We start from the raw sequence: 16,004 nt of genomic DNA, 5'->3' as shown, positions 1-16,004 counted from the left end.
CCCCCCGGGCGAAGTGCACGCCGAGTTCCAGGAATTGCAACTCACGGCATGAATTGCTCGGCCAGACCCTGTCCGAAAAACGCGAGGCCCCTCAGCCTGCATGATGGCTGGTCACCATTCCATTCCCGCGTGGTCGGAGTCCTGACATCCCCCTCAGCAGCCCCCAACGCCCCCCGACCGAACAGAAGAAGAGGGTGGGGGAGGAGGCGGGGCGGGTGCGGGCGGCTTCGGGGGATCGGAGCGCTCCCAGGCTGGTTGCGCCGGGTGTCGCCGCGAGTGCCCCTGCCAGGTGGCAGGGGCACTCGCGGGTCGGGCACGCTGGGGTCAGCTCAGGCGCCCGCCGATGCCGTCTTCGGCGGCGATCTCTGCGATGCGGTCGAGGTCGACGGCGGTGAGGACGAGGTCGGCGGCGATGCAGGAGAACTTCGACGCCAACGTCGCCATCGCCGGCAAACTCACCGAGCTCGCCGAGAGCAAGGGGGCCGCCCTTTCGCAGCTGGCCCTGGCCTGGCTGCTCGCGAAGAAGCCCTAGTCGACCCGCCGGGTTCTCGCCGACGCGGCCCAGGCGATCGCGGAGCGGCTGCGCTCGCCCGGCGACCGGCTGTGGCAGCTGGTCCTGGACGGCGAGGACCTGCGCAGCGTGATGGTCTCGGCCACCGCCTCCGCCGGCAAGCTGCTCGTGACGTCACTGAGAGAGGAGATGACCGCCCGGCGGCCGTCGTTCGCCCACTCGCCACTCCCGCTGGAGCCGCAGGACGTGGCCGTCATCTTTCCCGGCGGTGCCCCTTCGGCGCTGTACGAGCCGCGCAACCAGGCCGCCGCCCGGGCACTGAGGCGGTACTGGGCCTGCGCAGCATCGACTTCGCCGCCGCCCTGGCCGAGGCGGACCCCGCCGTGCTGTCCGGCGCGCTACGCTCGCGGCTCGGTGAGTATTTCAAGGAACTCGCCCGCACGCACGGCCGGAAGCTCACCGAGGCGGAGAGCAGACTCGTGCACGAGACCGCCCCGCAGGAGGAGACGTCCGCCGTCTCGGTCCCGGCCGAAGGAATCCGCGTGACGAAGGCGGCCCCGCGCTCTGACGACTCTCTGGCGTCGGTACTGAAGCGATGGAGAGTGGCAGAGATTGCGGCGAAGGAATACCTCAACCACCTCGGCTGGACGCTGCGCGACGTCAGCGGACAGAACGTCGGATACGACCTCGAGGGAGCGGATCCGCAGGGCAAACCCGTACGGATCGAGGTCAAGAAGGTGGACCGGCCCGATGCACGGTTCGCCATGACCAACAACGAGAGGTCCCTCATGTTGATGGAACCGGGCGGCTATCTGCTCGCCATCGTGGTTGGCGACGGCCGCCACGCCCAGCTGATGCTGCTCGATCCCTCGCGGGACGACCTGCCGAAGGAGCGTGTCTGCCGCCGCTGGGACTGGGAGTTCACCGACTGGTCACGGTTCGCCGAAACGGTCGCCAGCGCCTGACGTCTCCGAGGCCGGAGGCCGGCGCTCTTCGCCTTCCTCGCCCGGATCACCGCCGAGGGCGATGCGAAGCAGGACCTGACCGAAGCCATCACGGCGGCTGGCGGCCCCATGGGCGCCGCAAACCGAGGAACTGGCGGCACAGCTGCGGCACAGCTGCGGCACCGGCGGCGAGGCCCTGCACACCTGGGCGTTTTCCGATGATGCCGACGACCGTCGGCTCCTGCGCGAGGGGACCGCCCGTTCGGGTGCCGTCATCCTGGGCCGCCGACTCTTCGACGTGGTCGACGGGCCGTACGGCTGGGACGACACGTCCGGCTACGGCGCCGGCGAGGTCGGCAAGCCCGCGTTCGTCGTCGTGACGAGCTCGCCGCCGAAGTCGGCGCTGCTCACCGACCTCGACTGGACGCCGGCGCCGCCGGCTGAACCCGAAAGCGCACATGCTTCACCACCGGCAGAGCTCGTGCGCTACCGCGGCTCGGCCGCGTCTGTCATCGGCCCGAGGTCGCGCACCAGCCGTACCTCGGTCTCCCCGATGGCCACGTCGTGGCCGGCCTCACAGCGGACAGCCGGGACGAGCAGGGCACCGCAGTCGGCGTGCACGAGATCGACCCCGCGTGGCCCACCATTCGCCGCCTGCCCCCACCGCATCAGCGCGACGAAGAGCGGGAACAGGGCGCGACCCCGGTCGGTCAGCACGTACTCGTGACGGGTGCGCGCGCCCGGCTCGCGGTACGGCCGTCGCTCCATCAGCCCGTCGGCCACCAGCTGCCGCAGCCGTTTGGCGGCCACCGTCTCCGCGAGCCCGGTGCGTCGGACCAGGTCGTCGAAACGGCGCCCCCCGTAGAACGCCTCCCGCACCAGCATCATCGCCGACCGGGTGCCGATCAAGTCCAGTGACCGTTCGACGGCGCACCACCCGGTCGCGGTCCAGGCGTCCCGGTCGGAGAATTCGCCCGCGCGGGTGAACACGGAGTCATCGCCATTCAGGTCAACGGTTTCCATGGGCCCATCCTACTCTGGCTAGCTTTTGAAGCAGCCAGAGTGCTAGGTTCCTGGCTATGCCAAGCAGCAGTCAGCCTTCCGGTGCGAGCACCGCAGCCAGCCGCCCCGAGGCTCCCCGCACCTCCGTCGCCGTCGGGCCCGCAACCGCGCCGGCGGGTGCGCCCTCCCGCCCCTGGCCCGGTGTGCTCACCGTGTGCCTCGGCGTGATGATGGCCTTCGTCAACGTGTCTTCCACGATCTCCGCGCTGGCCGCCATCCAGCGGGATCTGCATCCGTCAACGAGCGCACTGGTCTGGGTGACGAGCGCCTACTCCCTGGTCGTCGTCACCCTGGTGATGTCCGCCGGGACGCTCGCCGACCTGGTAGGACGCCGTGCGGTCTTCCTCGGCGGGGCCGCGGTGTTCACTGCCGGCAGCCTGATCGCGTTGGCCTCGGACAGCTCGGGCCTGCTGATCACGGCACAAGCGGTGATGGGCATCGGCGGCGCGGCTGTGCTCCCGTCCAGCCTGTCGCTCGTCAGCCACTCGTTCATCGATCCGCACGAACGGACCAAGGCGATCAGCGCGTGGGCCAGTTGCTCCGGGGTCGGCCTGGCCGTCGGGCCGATCGGCGCGGGCCTGCTCCTGGGCAGCTTCTCGTGGCATTCGGTGTATCTGATCAACGTGGTGATCGGCGGCACAGCCGTGGTCCTGACGCCGCTTCTGGTGACCGAGTCCAAGCACCCGACGCGACAGCTCGACCTGGTCGGCGTCCCGCTGTGCACCGTGGCGATCGCATCGGCGACCTACGCGATCATCGAGGGCGGTTCGGCCGGTTACACATCCGGCCGGATCATCGCGATGTACGTCGTCTTCGCGGTATCACTCGTGCTGTTCCTGATCACTGAGGCGCGCCACCACGACCCCATGCTGGATCTGCGGCTGTTCCGCAACCGGTCCTACGCATCGGTGATGGGCATCGGGACGGTGACCATGTTCGGCTTCGTCGGCATCGCCCTGCTCGCCGTGCTGTACATGGAGCGCGTACAGCAGCTGTCCGCGTTGGCCACCGGCGTCCGGCTGCTGGCGATGTTCGCCACCTACATCGGGGTCAGCGCGATTGCCGGACGTCTCGTCCAAAGAGTCGGATTCACGCTCATCCTGACAGCGGGGCTCGTGATGCTGGGCGCCGGAGCGCTGGCGCTGCTGGCCATCGGTCCTTTCACCGGCTACGGCGCGATGTGGCCCGGCCTGCTCATCGCGGGCATCGGATCGGCACTACTGACGGCGCCCTCCACCGCCGCCGCGGTCAACAGCGTTCCACGCCTGCAAGCGGGCATGGCCAGCGCGTCCGTCAACATGTTCCGCCAGCTCGGCGCAGTCCTCGGCCCCAGCGTGCTGGGAACCATCGTCACTACCCGATTCCCCCGCTACCTGGAACAGCAATTGTCCTCCGCGGGCGTGCCCGGCCCGGATGTCGCACACATCACCGCCGGCGCCGTCCACGGCGGCACGACAGCCGAGCTGCCGCCCGCGATCGCCCATACCGTTGAGAACTCCGCGGCCCGCGCTTTCACTGACGCCGTCCACCTCGGGCTGCTCGTCGGCGGCATCACCCTGCTCGCCATGGCGGTCCCCGCGGCCGTCTTCGTGCGCCACCGCAACGAGCCGGTCGTCCAGTAGTGCTTCGTCAGGTTCTGGTTGTGATACCTGGCGGTTGCTCGGAGCCCGACGGCCCGCCGGAACCTGGGTTTCGGCGGGCCGTCGGGAGGTCAGACCTCGGGCCTCAGCACGGACGGATCAGCACAGGCAGGGATCCGTACCCCAGCCCAGGCCGAGCACGTCCTCGTCCCGCAGCGCACCGGAGGAGGCCTGCTCCTCGTCCACATCGCCGAGGAGGTACTCGCCCCAGCCGTCACCGGCTTTGGCCCGGCCGATCTGGAGGGCACCGGTGCTGTGCCGGCCGGCAGGGAGGCTCGCGGTCGCCTCGGCGTTCGTGTAGCCGTCGAGGTAGAGCTTGATCGTGTCGGTCCCGTCGTCGTAGATCACGGCGAGACGATGGCCCTGGCCCTCGCCGCCGTCCGCGCGGCGACGGCCCGCCCGTGTTGGCCGGTGTGCCTATGGCGGACGTCCAGGAGTCGCTGAACGACCTCATCACGACGGAGGCCGTGATCGCCGCTGCCGGGCGCCGCCATGGACGCAGTTCGAGTTTGCGTGTTCGACGGCGATCCGCTGGCAGGACTGGCGGCGCTTGGCCCGCCGCCAGCCGACTGTTCGGCGATCGCTCCTTCGCCGAGGTTCTTCGGCTTGCGGGCGGAACGCTCACCTGGTCGGGGAACTCGTCGGCAAGTCCCCGGAAGCCTTCCTCGACCTCGGCTTTCACGCGTGGGTAGAGCCGGAACTGTTCAGCGATGCCCTCGGCGCGCATCGCGGTCTGGTCGTGCATCCGACCCGGCCGCACCGCCCCGCACCACAGGGTGCGTCCTTGGCGTTGCTGATGGTGGTGGTCTTGATCGTGTGCTGCTTGCGCTTGCCGGAGACGAAGACGGCCCGTCCGGGGCGTCCGACCTTCGGCCGACGGACCTGGGTTTCGGTGCCGTCGATGCGCCGTGCGACGTTTTCGGGCTCGGCGTCGGTGAACACGTCGGCCAGGGTGCGCAGGCGCAGGCCCGGTCGTTGCGGGACGGCGAACCCGCGTTCGGCCAGCAGCGGCCTGATCTCGCCGATTGCCCGGCCGATCGTGGAGGACCCGACCTGGTAGACCACGCCCATGGCCTCGTGAGTCAAACCGGTGCGCAGGTGGACCAGGGTGACCAGCAGTCGGTCGGTGAACACCAACGCGTATTTTGGCCCGGCGCCGGCCTCGCGCCGCCGGTTGCTGCGGCGCCGCTGGCGGGGTCCGGACTCGCAACGCGCCTCCCACTGCGGCGCGAGTTCGGTGACGAGCTCGCCAAGGTGTTCCCGTGACAGCCCGCAGAACGCGTAATGGGACATGCCGAGCGGACCTGACCAAGGTTCACACCTCGACAACCTAGTGGGCCACCAGCACGTCACCGCCTGCGTGAAGACGCGGTCAGGCGGGCTGCCACAGCTCGACCCGATTGCCCTCAGGATCGGTGACCCAGCCGAATCGACCGACACCCTCCATGTCCTGCGTTTCTTTGGCCACGTTCGCTCCCTTGGCGCGCAATTGCGCGAGCATCGCATCCAGGTCGCGGACCCGGAAGTTGAGCATGGTTTGCTGGGCACGGGACCCGAAGTAGTCGGTCTCGGACTCGAACGTCGCGAACACCGTCAGCCCGGCTGTCTGACGCCACAGGCCGTTCTCATCGGCATCCAGGCCTAGGAAATCGCGATACCACGCGCTCAGGGCCGCCGGGTCGGCGGCCCGCATGAAGTAGCCACCGATTCCAAGTACACGTTCCATGCCGCCATCTTGGCAGGACGGCGATCGGGCGTGCTGGGATCACACCATCGCCCGCTTCATCCCCCGTCTCAACCGGGGGGAACTCGTAAGCATCCGGGTGTCACTCGTTCGTCGCAGGCCACCGCGAGTACCACGGCCTCGCTGGTGCGGGCCGGGCGGGTGAGCGATTGCTCAGACCGGATAGGGGTTGTAGCAGCCCAGGGCAGGGCGATACAGCACCTGCCAGGTGCGCGCATCGATGACACCGCTCTCCGGCAGGCCGTGGCAACCCTGAATCCACGCGATCTTCTTCAGCATGACAGAGCCAAAGACCCCGTCGAGACTGAGCTTCGGCGGCTGGCCTCCCCACATGTTGCTCAGGCATTGAGCCTGCTTGACCGCCGCACCGGTTTGACCGTATGTAAGCGTGGGCCGAAACGCCGATGGGATATAGGAACACGCCGTCGAATCGGCTGCGGCGACCTGTGGGACAGCCAGAGCCAGCGATGCGGCCGTACACAGCGCCGCGCCCAAGGTGACCAGTTTGCGCTGTCTCATCCCGCTCCTTTCGGCCCGGCCGCTTGATGGGTTCCCCCCACATCCACAGGATCATCCGGGCAGCCCCAGCCCGCATCCGGACCCCGGGTCGGCGCAGGCTGGTCACCTTTACCACGGCCTGCCGGGTCGTACCAGCCGCAACCTCCACGACCAGCCCCCGCATGAGGCGGTGCCGCTGCCTGTCGGGCAGTCAGGCGTGGCGTGGCTGCCCGACAGCAGGGTTTGCTCGGTCGGCCTGCGCGCTCGGCTCAGGCCGCGCTGTTGCGTAGTTCCGTGAGGGTCGCCGCGGTCAGCGGTCGAGGGCTGTGGTCCGGGTCGACGAGGACGACGGTGCAGGCGGCGGCGTGGGTGAGGGCTGTGGTGAAGCTGCCGTCGGCGAACTGGGTGAGCGGGCCGCGCGGGGAGCGTCCGACGGCGACGGTGCCGGCGTGGACGTCGGCGGCGTGCCGGGCGAGGGCCCGCCCGGCGGCGGCGTGGTCGCCGACGCTGGTGAGGATCTGTCCGGTGGCGGCGATGCCGTGGGCGGCGAGGCGGTCGAGGTGGGCCGTGACGGCGGCACGGGCCTGATCGGTGTCCTCGGTGTCGACGGCCTGTTCCTCGACGACGGCGGTCTGCTGGACGTGGACCACCTCCAGGGGGCTGCCGGTGTCGCGGGCGAGCAGTGCCGCGGTGTCGACGATGACGGCGGCCCGTTCGTGGGCGCCGACGGCGACGATGAGCGGAGGCAGTCCGGTGTCGGCCGGGGTGCCGACGGGGGTGAACGTGGGGGTGACCGGCTGGTCCTCGCCGGTGTGCTGCTCGGCCTGGCGGAGCAGTCGGTGGCCGCTCGCCAGGACCGGGATGGCCAGGACGAAGGTGGCGGCGCCCAGGTAGAAGGGGGCGCTGAGGTCGGCGGCGTCGGCGAGCTTGCCCGCGGCGTAGGGGGCGAGCCCGCCGCCGATGAAGCGCAGGAACCCGTAGGCGGAGGAGGCCACGGGGCGCTCCACCGGGGAGACGAGCATGACGGCCTGGGTGGTGAGGGTGTTGTTGATGCCGATGAAGGCGCCGCTGACGATGACCGTCACGATCACCACGGTCGGGTTGGAGACGCCGGCGGCGATGACGGCCATCACGATCCCGAGGCCGAGCAGGTTGGCGTAGAGCACGGGGGCGGTGCCGTAGCGGGCCTGCAGGCGCGGGGCGAAGAACACGCTGAAGGCGGCGACGAGCAGCCCCCAGCCGGTGAAGACCAGGCCGAGCTGATGCGCGTTCAGTTCCATCGGGTAGGGGGCGTAGCCGAGCATGGTGAAGAAGCCCCAGTTGTACAGCAGGGCCATGATGCCCATCGTCAGCAGTCCTCGGTGACGCAGCGCCTTGAGCGGGGCGAGCGGTGAGGTGGGGCGGGCGGGCTTCGGCAGGGAGGGAACGAAGGCGACGGTGGCGGCCAGGGCGATGGCCATGAGGACTGCGACGCCGAAGAAGGGACCGCGCCAGCTGATGCCGCCCAACTCGCCGCCGAGCAGCGGGCCTACGGCGATGCCGAGGCCGAGGGCCGTCTCGTACAGGATGATCGCGCCGCCGAAACCGCCGCTCGCGGAGGCGACGATGACGGCCAGGGAGGTGGCGATGAAGAGGGCGTTGCCCAGCCCCCACCCGGCGCGGAACCCGACGATGCCGTTGATGGAGCCGGAGGTGCCGGCCAGTGCGGCGAAGACGACGATGACGGCGAGGCCTATGACCAGGGTGCGTTTGGCGCCGAAGCGGCTGGAGAACCAGCCGACGATCAGCATGGCCACGGCGGTCACGATCAGGTAGCTGGTGAACAGCAGGGAGACCTGGCTGGGCGAGGCGTGCAGGCTCTCGGCCAGGGCGGGCAGGATCGGATCGACCAGTCCGATGCCCATGAACGAGATGACGCAGGCGAACGCGACGGCCCAGACTGCCTTGGGCTGCTTGAACGGGCTCGCGGCCGTCCCGTGCGATGCACTCATATGAGGTTCTCTCTCAGCGATGTCGTGAAGTGCGTTGGCGTGAAGTGCGTTGGCGTGAAGTGCGTTGTCGTGAGTTGCGTTGGCGTGAAGTGGGAGGCAGATCAGGAACGGGCATGACGGGCCTGACGGTCCTGGATCGCGCGGGCCAAGGCCGGCAGCGCGACGTTCACCGCACCCTGCTCAGGACCGGTCAGCTCCTCGACCAACTGCCGCAGGGCGTCAGCGTGCTCGACGCGCCGCTGCCGGAACAGGTCGAGGCCGGCGTCGGTGGCTTCCACCAGTACGCCCCGGCCGTCGCTGCTGTCGGCGACGCGCCGCACCAGGCCCGCGCGCTCCATGCGGGTGACGAGCTGGGTCATGTTCGGCTGGGAGGCGCGTTCGGCCCGGGCCAGTTCGGTCAGCCGATGGGGGCCCTCGCGGCTCAGACGGGCCAGTGCGGAGGCGGCCGCGACGCTCAGGCCGCCGGTGGTGGAGCTGTAACGCACGTACCGGACCAGCTGCTCCACGGCGATGATCAGGTCTTCGGGGGGCGCCTGGGGGACCGCTTCCATGTCCATAACCTGCTTATGCATAAGCGCATTATGCATCTAGGTGTAATGGGAAACAATATGCAGGGCCGGGAACCGGCCAGTCGGACGCCGATCGGGCATGCGGGCCGCGCCTTGCGGAATAGACAGACGACCACGGCCTCCGCTCCGGTGAGGTGCACCTCGCTTCGGTCGCCACGCCGGATAGTCGCTTGCACTCGCATCACGGGACACGAGAATCGGCGGGTGCAGATCCTGTCATTTCCCGAAGAAGCCGTCCCCTCCGAGCTGCGCGTGCAGGTGCGCGCGTTGCAGGAGCAGGCGTGGCCGTCCGCTCGAGGCTCGGGCGAGCCCGTCGCAGGGCCGGTTCATGATCCCGCGCTGCGGCCGTCGTCCTTGCTGCTCGTGAGCGAGGGAACGGTGCTGGCCGCCCTGGACATCCTGTCCAAGACGATCAGCCACTCCGGCGGTCAGTACACGGCCGGTGGGCTGAGCACCGTGGTGACGCGGTGGGATCTGCGCGGCCGCGGGTACGGACGGCACCTGGTGAGGGCGGCCAGGGAGGTGATGGCCGCGCGGCGCCTGGACCTGGGGCTGTTCACCTGCAACCGGCCGCTGCAGCCGTTCTATGAGAGCGCAGGCTGGCGGCAGCTTCCCGGTGCGGTGCTGGTCGGGGGGACACCCGAGGCGCCTTTCCCCAGCGACCGGCCCGGCTTCGACAAGGTGACCATGGCCGCGTTCTTCTCGGCAGGGAGCCGGCGGGGGGAGGCGTCCTTCCACCACAGTCGCATCGAGCTGTATCCGGGGGACATCGACATGCTCTGGTGACACGAGGATGTCCGGGTCCGCCGAACGCATCCGGGGCCCGGTGCGTCAACGGAGTGATCCGCCGGTTACGCATCCGCTGGGAGATCCGCGACGACATCCGCGACGACATCCACGAGGCCTTCCTCAGCCTGGCCTGCGGGCTCGGGCAGCTGAACCGGCAAGCGGAGCGGCCACAAGCAGCCCTCCGCCCCGACCGACGCCCACGTCAGCCACTCGTGCACGGCGTCAGCCTCGGTGGACGACGGGCACCCACGGGGCCGCCAGGGCCCGGCCGACGACAGGCAAGCGGGATCGATCAGCCCAGCGACGCAGTTGCCGCGCGCAGGTCCTCCAGGGCTGCCAGTGCATGTGGCGCGAGCCCTTCAGTGTCATCACGATCGCTTTCGGACCACTGGGCGTAGCCCCGCTTGAACGCGAGGACTCCCAGCTCGCCCGCGAGATGCGCAGTCGGGTCGGGGACACCGCGGGCGATGAGCGCGGCTGTCATGGCGGCCGCGAGACCGACGCTCTTGAGGGCGTCGCGCTCCTGAAGTTCGGTGCTGGCTGCCACGGCTGCTTTGAGCCGGGGACCGAGTTCGCGGTTCGCCAGCCCCATGGCGCTCGATGCGCGCTCGAGACCGGCCGCCACCGCCTGAAGCGGACTGGCGCTCGCAGGCGCCTCGGTGATGCCGTCGGCGAGCAGCCTGCTGAGCGTCTCCTGGCCGGCGACCAGTAGCTCGCGCTTGTCGGAGAAGTGCCGGAAGAAGGTGCTCTTGGTGACGCCGGCGCGCTCGGCGATCTGCGCCACCGTGGTGGCGTCGTACCCCTGCTCGGTGAACAGGTCGACGGCCGCAACGACGAGTCGCTGGGTCGCCCCTGGTTGCCATCTGACCATGAGGCCAGCATAGGTGATGGGACACCTGTCCCGTCACCGTGTAGGGTCAGTGATGGGACAACAGTCCCATCACTTTCAGGGAGCGCTCATGCACGTTTTCATCACCGGCGGTACCGGCACCATCGGCTCCGCCGTCGTCGCCGAACTGCTCGGCAACGGCCACACCGTTCTCGCACTGGCTCGCTCGGACGGCTCCGCGCAGGCCCTTGAGAGCGCTGGTGCCAAGGTGCTGCGAGGAGATCTGGCGGACCTCGACGTCCTGCGGTCCGGCGCTGCGCAGTCCGACGGCGTGATCAGTCTGGCGTTCGGACGCGACTACAGCAGTCCTGATGCGCTCACGCAGGCCATAGCCGAGGAGAGCGCCGCCCTCGCCGCGCTGGGGCAGGAACTCATCGGAAGCGACCGCCCGATCGTCACGGTCTCGGGTACGCCCTGGGTGCCGGGGCGCGCCTCCACCGAGGCCGATCCGCTGCCGACCGACGGACCGGTGGGTGGTCGAGGCCGTTCGGTCACAGCGCTGCTGGATCTCGCCTCGCGCGGTCTGCGCAGCATGGCGGTCCGCATGCCGCGCACGGTCCACAACGAGGGCCAAGGCGGATTCGCCGGCCTGTTGGTCGATGCAGCGCGCCGCACCGGGGTGTCCGGTTACCCGGGCGACGGCACCCAGCGCTGGCCGGCTGTGCACGCGCTCGACGCAGCGGTCCTGTTCCGTCTGGTCCTTGAGTCGGCACCGGCCGGGACGTCCTGGCAGGCCGTCGGCGACGAGGGCGACGCGGTGCGGGACATCGCGACAGTCATCGGTCGGCGACTGGGCCTGCCGGTCGAGAAGGTTCCGCAGGAATACTTCGGCCCGTTCGGCCCGATCTTCGCCATGGACCAGCCGGCGTCCAGCGCCCACACCCGCGATGCCCTCGGGTGGCAGCCGACGCACTCCGGCCTCCTCGAGGACTTGGAGAACATTCAGCCCTGAGGCGTTTCGACGGAACACGGCCCGAGCAACGCACACGCGCGCGGGGGACCCTCCGTCCGGTGGCTGTGTACCGGCTCTGGGCCACTTCGTGTGGTCGCGTGACTCTCGGTTACGCCAACAGGACTCGTTTGCGCAGGAGATCGAATCCTGCGCGGCCGAACATCTGGCGCTTGAGCTCGCGTTCGAGGTGTTGGGCGAAGCTCCGGAGGCTGGGCAGTTCGGTGGTGGAGGTAGCCGCTTCGATCCAGGCCGGCAACTGGTCACCCTGGAGGTGAGCGACCATGTGCCCGAAGGAGCGCACGTGCTCGGCAAGTGCCGTCAGCTCGGGGCAATTGGCCAGGACGGCTTTGAGCTGGAGCCGGTCGCCTTCGGGTAGGGCCTCGGGGTGGGTGAGGATCCAGCGCGCAACGGTCCGGGCTGACGGCGGGCGGGGCCGACCGGTTGGGGTTTGCCGCGAAGCGTCCTGCTGACGTAGGCAGGGACACTGGCGTAGCCGCGGGGATAGCCCTGTTCCCTGATCTCGCAGACGAACTTCCGCACCCGCAACGGCACCATGACGAACTTGCCCTCCGCCAGCAGATCACGAGGGAATCGCAGGTAGGAGCCGTGCATTCGCCCCGACCAGCACCCGCACCCCGGACAGGCCGCCCGCCCTGCGGTCGACGGGGCCTCGACCCGGACGACCGTGTCGATCACCTCGACCGATTCCACCAACACGCCCTCGACCGAGGAAAACAGCAGCTCGTTCAACTGCGGCAGCACTTCGTTCACGGCGAAGGACTGTCGACCACACCACCATCCAGCCAGGCGATTTTCGGGCGAACTTCAGTGGTCGTTGGCGGTCAGTGCGCGCATGGCTGGCTGGCCGCGCATGAACCTGGCTCCACTCATCAGGCCCCCTTGGAATCGATCATCTGGGGAACCGGGAGACGCTCTACCGGCGGACCGCCGAGATCAGTCCGCCGGGCCGCTCCTCGCGCTGCAGAGGGGTGCTGATCGGGCGGCCGTAGGCGGCAGCGCGCTCGCGCAGGGTGTGGCTGTCGGCCTCCCAGCCGTGCCCGGCCAGCCAGCCCACCGGGTCGTCGGGCATCTCCGAGACCCACATGGACGCCGCCGATCCCGGCGCGGCGTCCGCGCCGAAGCGCTCGATCACGCCGTGCGAGCCCAATGTCAGCCCCATCCGACTGCCTGCCGCCGACTGCGCGCTGATCCGGGCCAGCAGCAGCTCCACCGCGTCCTCGGGCAGATAGATCAGTAGTCCTTCGGCGATCCACGCGGTCGGCACGGCCGGGTCGTGCCCTGCGGCGGCCAGCGCGCCTGGCCAGTCCTCACGCAGATCCACCGCGACGGTGATCCGCTCGCAGCGTGCGACGGCCCGCTCCTGGCGCAGCACCGAAGCCTTGAAGTCCAACGGCACGGCGGTGTCGACCTCGAACAGCCGGGTGCCCTCGGGCCAGTCCATCCGGAAGGCCCGGCTGTCCATGCCGGCGCCGAGCAGCACGACCTGCCGGACCCCGGACGCGGAGGCCTGCTGCAACAGATCGTCGAGGAACTTCGTCCTGATGACGATGGAGAACGACACGGCCAGTCGGCGGCGGCGCGCGGCCTCGTCATCGGGCAGCGGCGGCGAGGAGGGCCATAGGCCGCCGGCGGTGGCGAAGGCCTGTGCCAGTGGGTCGCGGAACAGCGCGTTCTCCCGCTCGGTCTCCAGCGCCCGCACCCTGGCCACCCCCACCGCCGTGGCCCACACTCCCGACGGCTGCACCCGCTCCTGCTCATCAGCCACCGCGCCAGCCTAGATGATCGATTCCAGGGGCCTGATGAGGGGAGCCAGGTTCATGCGCGGCCAGCCAGTCATGCGGGCACCGACCGCCTACGACCACTAAAACCACCATTAGGCGAAGATCAACAGTCGCCCTGTGTACGCGACCAGACGAAGTGGACCAGAGCCCGTTCTCACGTGCATAGCCAACCCGGCCTGGTCCAAGGACGGCGCGTTGCGGGAGGCCACTCGGTTGCACACCGAGCGGTTCACCCCCGAAGGAGCCGTCAAGGGCCTTTGCCACAAGCAGGCGGTCGCCCTCAACGGCTCGCGGCAGTACCTGTATCGGCGCATGGCGGGGCTGGCAGCGTTTCGGGCTAGCGGTGCCCCAGCAGAGGCATTAGCGTTGTCCATAGAGCAGTCGTGGTTCCGAAGTCGTGCGCCCGTGGTCACCTTGCCTGCGGGCGTTTTGCTGTGCAGCCCTCTCCGGACCAGGGCGATTACCTCCGGGCCCGCATTGTGCAGGCCCGAACCCCCTCGAAGGAGACAGGCATGGCCAAGGGCACTGTGAAGTGGTTCAACGCGGAGAAGGGCTTCGGCTTCATCGAGCAGGAGGGCGGCGGCCCGGACGTCTTCGCCCACTACTCCAACATTGCGGCTCAGGGCTTCCGCGAACTGCAGGAGGGCCAGCACGTGGAGTTCGACGTCGCCCAAGGCCAGAAGGGCCCCCAGGCGGAGAACATCCGCGTCATCTGACCCAGCTCCCCAACAGGCCCGGCACCGTGGATGGTGCCGGGCCTCCGTGTCTGGCAGCTAGTGTGATGCGCCTGAAATCGCGGGCCCGGCCATCCTCATGGCGCCGAACGCCATCCGCCGCACCGTCCTGTCGCCGAGCCGGACCCTGTCGGGCACGTCCCGACTCGCGCGCCGCGTCCGGTAGCCGTGATCCTCGGTCGCCATCGGTCAGCCCCTGCGGGGTGAGCGGGACAGGCGGAACGCCGAGACGAGGAAGAAGATCCCTCCGAGCGTGGCGTAACCGGCGAGGGTGGTCAGCGAGGGGTCGTCCCGTGAGGCGCTTCGGATGAAGGTCGCGCCGGCCAGCACCGAGATGCCGCCGCTGACGATCATGGCCCACTGGCCGCCCATCGGCCGGCGCGCGACGCCCACGAGGAGCTGGACCAGCCCGGAGGCGACCGCCCACGCGCCCCATACGCGCAACACGTCGGCGACGCCCGAGGCGCTGGCGACCGCGACGCCGACAGCGGCGAGCGAGCTGACGGCGATGTTGGCGTACAGGCCCTTGACCGGCCCGTCGGCGCGCGCCGACCTGGCATCGACGACGGCTGCGGCCACGTCGAAAGCCGGATAGAGGAACAGCAGCAGCTTGGCCGCGACGGTGAGGTCCGAGCCGGACAACAGCAGGAGCACCGCCCACGCGGCGGCGAAGACGAAGCGGATGACGTACAGCCGACGCAGGGCGGGCGTGGCGCCGACATGCTCGGCGGAGGCGGCGGAGGCCATGGGGTTCTCCAGTGAGTGTGGGATAGAGAGAACGCTCTCTCTTGTTTGCAGCCTGGCACACCCCTTCCGCGAAAACAAGAGAGAGCGTTCTACCCGCTATCATGGGTGACATGACGCAGACGGAAGCTGGCACAGGCACCGGCAGGAGAGTCTCCGAGGCCCGGGAGCGGCTCCTGAGGACCGCCGGGCAGCTCTTCTACGCGGAGGGCATCCACACGGTGGGCGTCGACCGTCTGGTCGCCGAGTCGAAGGTCACCAACGCCACCTTCTACCGCCACTTCCGCAGCAAAGAAGACCTTGCCGTCGCCTACATCGGAAGCGTCGACCAGGCGATCCGCACCCAGATCGGCTCCCTGATGGCCGCGGACGTGCCGACCGACGGCATCCTGCGGGGCATCGGTGCGTCCCTGGTCGAGCAGATCCGCTCGCCCGGTTACCGCGGATGCGCCTTCCTCAACGCGGCAGCGGAATTCCCCGATCCCGCCCACCCGGTCCACCGTGCCGTCGTGCAACACCGCGAGTGGTTCCTGCAGACGATCACCGGACTGTTCGCCGAGATCACGGCCGCGCAGGCCGAGTACGCCGGGCGGCACTTCGTCATGCTCCGCGACGGCGCGATGAGCGCCGGCTACCTCGGCGACCCCGTCCTGGCTGGCGAGACCCTGCTGCGCGGCATCGATGGACTGCTGCGGATCCATAGCGCCCGTGGGCTCGACGAGCACGCCGCCTCCGCACCCGGCCAGGCGTCCTCGGCGGCCACGACGGTCTCCGACATCGAGTGTTCGCCGCCCAACGCGTAACCGCGGTCGGGGCTCGACCCGCGTTGAGCGCCGAGCGGGCCAAGGCGCGGTCAACTGCCGCAGTTGAAGGCGCGCGAGAGTCCGGGGGCTGCGGTGCGGACCGCAGGGGCCAGTTGGGCGGGCTCAACGCGAAACGGACCCCCGGTCGCAAGTTTCGTCACTTCCGGAGGCCCGTTTCGTCGGTACCTCTGACGGCCTGAAGGATCTCACTGCAGGAGAGCTACACCCTTTGGAGTTGGGGTCAGTAATCCGGTCGCCTGACGGCGACACCCTGTGTGCGTGAAAATCGGTGCGTGGTCGTCCGGCGGACGTCGTCTCGCCTTGGCGCGTTC

General features: G+C 69.5%; 18 protein-coding genes and 2 pseudogenes. 7 read left to right on the top strand and 13 right to left on the bottom strand.

Annotated features, from left to right (window positions below):
• Positions 1-528: 528 nt before the first annotated feature.
• Complete coding sequence (locus ACZ3TS_RS40855; RefSeq protein ID WP_467627730.1) at positions 529-768, bottom strand: hypothetical protein; 240 nt, start codon at positions 766-768, stop codon at positions 529-531.
• A 126-nt stretch (positions 769-894) separates the two neighbouring features.
• Here ACZ3TS_RS40855 and ACZ3TS_RS40850 point away from each other — a divergent pair, with 126 nt between their 5' ends.
• The gene (locus ACZ3TS_RS40850; RefSeq protein ID WP_467627728.1) at positions 895-1,476 is read left to right on the top strand and encodes a protein NO VEIN domain-containing protein; all 582 of its coding nucleotides are present in this window, start codon (positions 895-897) and stop codon (positions 1,474-1,476) included.
• Positions 1,477-1,633: 157 nt separating this feature from the next.
• Positions 1,634-1,963: pseudogene (locus tag ACZ3TS_RS40845) on the top strand (dihydrofolate reductase family protein); the annotation flags it as partial.
• Here the strand turns inward: ACZ3TS_RS40845 and ACZ3TS_RS40840 are convergent.
• The gene (locus ACZ3TS_RS40840) at positions 1,942-2,478 is read right to left on the bottom strand and encodes a winged helix-turn-helix transcriptional regulator (RefSeq protein WP_467627726.1); all 537 of its coding nucleotides are present in this window, start codon (positions 2,476-2,478) and stop codon (positions 1,942-1,944) included. The pseudogene ACZ3TS_RS40845 and the gene ACZ3TS_RS40840 sit on opposite strands and share 22 nt — an antisense overlap.
• A gap of 56 nt (positions 2,479-2,534) precedes the next feature.
• Here ACZ3TS_RS40840 and ACZ3TS_RS40835 point away from each other — a divergent pair, with 56 nt between their 5' ends.
• Positions 2,535-4,139, top strand: coding sequence for an MFS transporter (locus ACZ3TS_RS40835; RefSeq protein ID WP_467627724.1), 1,605 nt, complete (start codon positions 2,535-2,537; stop codon positions 4,137-4,139).
• 117 nt (positions 4,140-4,256) lie between these two features.
• Here ACZ3TS_RS40835 and ACZ3TS_RS40830 read toward each other — a convergent pair.
• The 6 genes and pseudogenes from ACZ3TS_RS40830 to ACZ3TS_RS40805 form a co-directional block, all read right to left on the bottom strand.
• Positions 4,257-4,514, bottom strand: a pseudogene (locus ACZ3TS_RS40830) (LamG-like jellyroll fold domain-containing protein); the annotation flags it as partial.
• Positions 4,515-4,835: 321 nt separating this feature from the next.
• Entirely contained in the window at positions 4,836-5,450 is a 615-nt protein-coding gene (locus ACZ3TS_RS40825) for a helix-turn-helix domain-containing protein (RefSeq protein WP_467627721.1), read from the bottom strand.
• Positions 5,451-5,529: 79 nt separating this feature from the next.
• Positions 5,530-5,883 carry a VOC family protein gene (locus ACZ3TS_RS40820; protein WP_467627719.1) on the bottom strand — a complete coding sequence of 118 codons (354 nt, stop codon included), beginning with the start codon at positions 5,881-5,883 and terminating at the stop codon, positions 5,530-5,532.
• A gap of 171 nt (positions 5,884-6,054) precedes the next feature.
• Positions 6,055-6,420, bottom strand: a complete 366-nt coding sequence (locus tag ACZ3TS_RS40815) for a peptidoglycan-binding domain-containing protein (RefSeq protein ID WP_467627717.1) — start codon at positions 6,418-6,420, stop codon at positions 6,055-6,057.
• A gap of 248 nt (positions 6,421-6,668) precedes the next feature.
• Positions 6,669-8,390 carry an MFS transporter gene (locus ACZ3TS_RS40810; RefSeq protein ID WP_467627714.1) on the bottom strand — a complete coding sequence of 574 codons (1,722 nt, stop codon included), beginning with the start codon at positions 8,388-8,390 and terminating at the stop codon, positions 6,669-6,671.
• Between the two features lie 101 nt (positions 8,391-8,491).
• On the bottom strand, positions 8,492-8,962 hold the full coding sequence (locus tag ACZ3TS_RS40805; RefSeq protein WP_467627712.1) for a MarR family winged helix-turn-helix transcriptional regulator: 471 nt from the start codon (positions 8,960-8,962) through the stop codon (positions 8,492-8,494).
• 201 nt (positions 8,963-9,163) lie between these two features.
• Here ACZ3TS_RS40805 and ACZ3TS_RS40800 point away from each other — a divergent pair, with 201 nt between their 5' ends.
• Positions 9,164-9,745 carry a GNAT family N-acetyltransferase gene (locus ACZ3TS_RS40800; RefSeq protein WP_467627710.1) on the top strand — a complete coding sequence of 194 codons (582 nt, stop codon included), beginning with the start codon at positions 9,164-9,166 and terminating at the stop codon, positions 9,743-9,745.
• Positions 9,746-10,040: 295 nt separating this feature from the next.
• Here ACZ3TS_RS40800 and ACZ3TS_RS40795 read toward each other — a convergent pair whose 3' ends face one another.
• On the bottom strand, positions 10,041-10,619 hold the full coding sequence (locus tag ACZ3TS_RS40795; RefSeq protein ID WP_467627707.1) for a TetR/AcrR family transcriptional regulator: 579 nt from the start codon (positions 10,617-10,619) through the stop codon (positions 10,041-10,043).
• Positions 10,620-10,707: 88 nt separating this feature from the next.
• Here ACZ3TS_RS40795 and ACZ3TS_RS40790 point away from each other — a divergent pair, with 88 nt between their 5' ends.
• Positions 10,708-11,589: an SDR family oxidoreductase gene (locus tag ACZ3TS_RS40790; RefSeq protein WP_467627705.1), complete on the top strand. Its 882-nt coding sequence runs from the start codon at positions 10,708-10,710 to the stop codon at positions 11,587-11,589.
• Between the two features lie 109 nt (positions 11,590-11,698).
• On the opposite strand, the gene ACZ3TS_RS40785 is transcribed toward ACZ3TS_RS40790, so the two are convergent.
• From ACZ3TS_RS40785 to ACZ3TS_RS40775, 3 genes are all read right to left on the bottom strand, one after another.
• Positions 11,699-11,872: a hypothetical protein gene (locus tag ACZ3TS_RS40785; protein ID WP_467627703.1), complete on the bottom strand. Its 174-nt coding sequence runs from the start codon at positions 11,870-11,872 to the stop codon at positions 11,699-11,701.
• A gap of 35 nt (positions 11,873-11,907) precedes the next feature.
• Entirely contained in the window at positions 11,908-12,360 is a 453-nt protein-coding gene (locus ACZ3TS_RS40780; RefSeq protein ID WP_467627700.1) for a transposase family protein, read from the bottom strand.
• 163 nt (positions 12,361-12,523) lie between these two features.
• Positions 12,524-13,339, bottom strand: a complete 816-nt coding sequence (locus tag ACZ3TS_RS40775) for a class I SAM-dependent methyltransferase (RefSeq protein WP_467627733.1) — start codon at positions 13,337-13,339, stop codon at positions 12,524-12,526.
• Positions 13,340-13,903: 564 nt separating this feature from the next.
• On the opposite strand from ACZ3TS_RS40775, the gene ACZ3TS_RS40770 reads away from it, so the two are divergent.
• Positions 13,904-14,107 (top strand): cold-shock protein, encoded by a 204-nt coding sequence (locus ACZ3TS_RS40770; protein WP_345125222.1) that lies wholly within the window; start codon positions 13,904-13,906, stop codon positions 14,105-14,107.
• A gap of 207 nt (positions 14,108-14,314) precedes the next feature.
• On the opposite strand, the gene ACZ3TS_RS40765 is transcribed toward ACZ3TS_RS40770, so the two are convergent.
• The gene (locus ACZ3TS_RS40765) at positions 14,315-14,872 is read right to left on the bottom strand and encodes a hypothetical protein (protein WP_467627698.1); all 558 of its coding nucleotides are present in this window, start codon (positions 14,870-14,872) and stop codon (positions 14,315-14,317) included.
• Between the two features lie 101 nt (positions 14,873-14,973).
• Here ACZ3TS_RS40765 and ACZ3TS_RS40760 point away from each other — a divergent pair, with 101 nt between their 5' ends.
• Entirely contained in the window at positions 14,974-15,672 is a 699-nt protein-coding gene (locus ACZ3TS_RS40760; RefSeq protein ID WP_467627696.1) for a TetR/AcrR family transcriptional regulator, read from the top strand.
• The last annotated feature ends 332 nt before the right edge of the window (positions 15,673-16,004 follow it).

The sequence above is a fragment of the Streptomyces sp. NPDC022910 genome (genome assembly GCF_055561075.1).
Note: the sequence above shows the minus strand (reverse complement) of the source record. Positions and strands in the feature narration are given on the sequence as shown.

Coding starts and splice junctions, on each gene's coding strand:
- ACZ3TS_RS40805 (WP_467627712.1), bottom strand. CDS start 8,962: ATGCATAAGCAGGTTATGGACATGGAAGCGGTCCCCCAGGCGCCCCCC.
- ACZ3TS_RS40795 (WP_467627707.1), bottom strand. CDS start 10,619: ATGGTCAGATGGCAACCAGGGGCGACCCAGCGACTCGTCGTTGCGGCC.
- ACZ3TS_RS40770 (WP_345125222.1), top strand. CDS start 13,904: ATGGCCAAGGGCACTGTGAAGTGGTTCAACGCGGAGAAGGGCTTCGGC.
- ACZ3TS_RS40835 (WP_467627724.1), top strand. CDS start 2,535: ATGCCAAGCAGCAGTCAGCCTTCCGGTGCGAGCACCGCAGCCAGCCGC.
- ACZ3TS_RS40765 (WP_467627698.1), bottom strand. CDS start 14,872: ATGGCCTCCGCCGCCTCCGCCGAGCATGTCGGCGCCACGCCCGCCCTG.
- ACZ3TS_RS40760 (WP_467627696.1), top strand. CDS start 14,974: ATGGGTGACATGACGCAGACGGAAGCTGGCACAGGCACCGGCAGGAGA.
- ACZ3TS_RS40855 (WP_467627730.1), bottom strand. CDS start 768: ATGACGGCCACGTCCTGCGGCTCCAGCGGGAGTGGCGAGTGGGCGAAC.
- ACZ3TS_RS40820 (WP_467627719.1), bottom strand. CDS start 5,883: ATGGAACGTGTACTTGGAATCGGTGGCTACTTCATGCGGGCCGCCGAC.
- ACZ3TS_RS40810 (WP_467627714.1), bottom strand. CDS start 8,390: ATGAGTGCATCGCACGGGACGGCCGCGAGCCCGTTCAAGCAGCCCAAG.
- ACZ3TS_RS40790 (WP_467627705.1), top strand. CDS start 10,708: ATGCACGTTTTCATCACCGGCGGTACCGGCACCATCGGCTCCGCCGTC.
- ACZ3TS_RS40825 (WP_467627721.1), bottom strand. CDS start 5,450: ATGTCCCATTACGCGTTCTGCGGGCTGTCACGGGAACACCTTGGCGAG.
- ACZ3TS_RS40840 (WP_467627726.1), bottom strand. CDS start 2,478: ATGGAAACCGTTGACCTGAATGGCGATGACTCCGTGTTCACCCGCGCG.
- ACZ3TS_RS40815 (WP_467627717.1), bottom strand. CDS start 6,420: ATGAGACAGCGCAAACTGGTCACCTTGGGCGCGGCGCTGTGTACGGCC.
- ACZ3TS_RS40785 (WP_467627703.1), bottom strand. CDS start 11,872: ATGGTCGCTCACCTCCAGGGTGACCAGTTGCCGGCCTGGATCGAAGCG.